This window comes from Microcoleus sp. BM001215392 (genome assembly GCF_036700185.1).
Lineage (GTDB): Bacteria > Cyanobacteriota > Cyanobacteriia > Cyanobacteriales > Microcoleaceae > Microcoleus.
Window position 1 is genome coordinate 1 of record NZ_JAUBOJ010000162.1, and the last position, 2018, is coordinate 2018.

Annotated in this window: 2 protein-coding genes; both read left to right on the top strand. The window is 45.1% G+C overall.

Features of this window, described 5'->3' with window-relative positions; genetic code table 11:
- Positions 1 to 230: hypothetical protein (locus QT974_RS17920; RefSeq protein WP_333469790.1), on the top strand; the 230-nt coding region annotated here is incomplete at its 5' end.
- The coding region (locus tag QT974_RS17925) for an ATP-binding protein (protein ID WP_333469791.1) at positions 223 to 2018 on the top strand (1796 nt) is incomplete at its 3' end. The genes QT974_RS17920 and QT974_RS17925, both read left to right, overlap by 8 nt.

Sequence of the window (2018 nt, forward strand, 5' to 3'; positions counted from 1 at the left end):
AGAGGAGAACTCTTCTACTTCTGGTGTTACTCCCCTCTGAAGAAGAACGTTTTTTTCCTCATTCCCACTCCCTTTTTTTAACCAATGTTCCGCCCAAAAAGCTCAGTTCAAAAAAAGTCTGCCCTCCCGCTGCGCGTTGTGCTTACAGTCCCCAACGCTCTTCTGATTTCGACTTTACTATGTCTGACAGGATGGCTTTCTTTTCAAACAGGGCGGCAGACGATGAATGACTTAGTTGCACAGCTATTGGGAGAAGCAACGAGCCGCATCTCTGACCGCCTTGATAACTACTTAAAAGAACGGGTTGGGAAAGGAGAAGGGACTTACAATCAAATTCCAACTGGTTCGGTAAACCAACTTTCCCCAAGTCAAACAGCCAAAGTCACAATCAAACCAAATGGGAAAAGAAATGGGTCAGACTCTCCAAAAACAATATTCCGTCAACAAAAAACAAATCCTGCTTTTCCCACCCCAACCTCAACATTCAACTTGCACGATTTCCACATCAGCCCTAACTGTCAAGCCTTTATCTTAGACCGTTCGGGACATTTAGTTGCTCGGAACGAGGTAACTGAACCAAAACCGTCTATTTCTGCTGACTCCCAGCAGCGAAGAAGCGCCCGAGCTCTGCAACAACAAGTAATCCAGCTTTCCACAGAGTATTTGCTTAAACATTATGGCAGCCTCGCTGCTATTAACAGCAGCCAAAATCTTAACTTTACCGCCAGCAACTCTAGATACTTACTGCAAGTCAGACCTTTTGAAAACTCGAAAGGCTTAAATTGGCTGATTGTGGCAGTTGTACCCGAAACCGACTTCACGGAAAAAGTTCAAACCAATACTCGCAACACTATTTTGCTCGTGCTGCTGGCTTTGATTCTTTCTATCTGCCTTTTGCTGTCCATTTCCCTAAGAATAGAACAGCGGCTGCTGCGGTTAATTTCGGCAACAGAGGCGATAGCTGGTGGCGACTTCGACTCAACAGTTTCAGGTAGCGGCGTTGCCGAACTCGAAGCCCTAGCCTGTGCTTTCGAGCGCATGAATTGCCAGTTAAAAGCATCTCGCCAGCGGTTAAAAGAATATTCAGGCGATTTAAAGCGGCAAGTTGCACAGAAAACAAAAGAACTAAAACAAGCTAAAATTGCAGCCGAAAGTGCCAATCGCGCTAAAAGTACCTTTCTGGCCAATATGAGCCACGAATTGAGAACGCCTCTGAATGCGATTATCGGCTTTGCCCACCTCCTTGTCAACTCTAAAAAAACTGCACCGGAACAGCAGTCGAGTTTAGATATTATCAATCGCAGTGGCGAGCATTTGTTGAAACTAATCAACGATATTTTGTCGCTGTCTAAGATTGAAGCTGGTCAAATTACCCTCGAATCAAATGCTTTTGACCTGTACAGTTTGCTCAATGACATAGAAGGGATGTTCCAACTCAAAACTCAATCTAAAGGGTTGCAACTTGTTTTTGAACGCAGTTCAGATGTACCGCAATACGTCCGAACTGATGAAAGCAAGCTGCGCCAAGTTTTGATTAATCTGTTGGGTAATGCTGTTAAATTTACTGAGACGGGTAGGGTGAAGCTGACTGTAAAATGCCTCCAGTTGCTGGCAAAAAAACCGCTATCCAAATTCTTTCTCCAATTCTCTGTGAAGGATACAGGCCCAGGCATTGCCCCTGACGAGGTTAGCCGTTTGTTCAAGCCGTTCGTGCAAACTGAAGCTGGCAGGAAATCGCAAACGGGAACGGGCTTGGGATTGCCAATCAGTAACTCTTTCGTCAAGCTGATGGGTGGTGAGATTAGGGTCAAAAGTTCTGTGGGGAAAGGAACGGTTTTTAGTTTTTACATTAAAGTCAGTCATGCAACTGAGAGCGAAATTTATGACAGACAGCCGCAAAAACGAGTGAAGGGGTTGGCATCCAACCAACAAAATTATCGCATTCTGGTAGCGGACGATGAGTCGGCAAATCGGTTGCTGCTAACTCAGATATTGAAGTCGGCTGGCTTTCTTGTGTG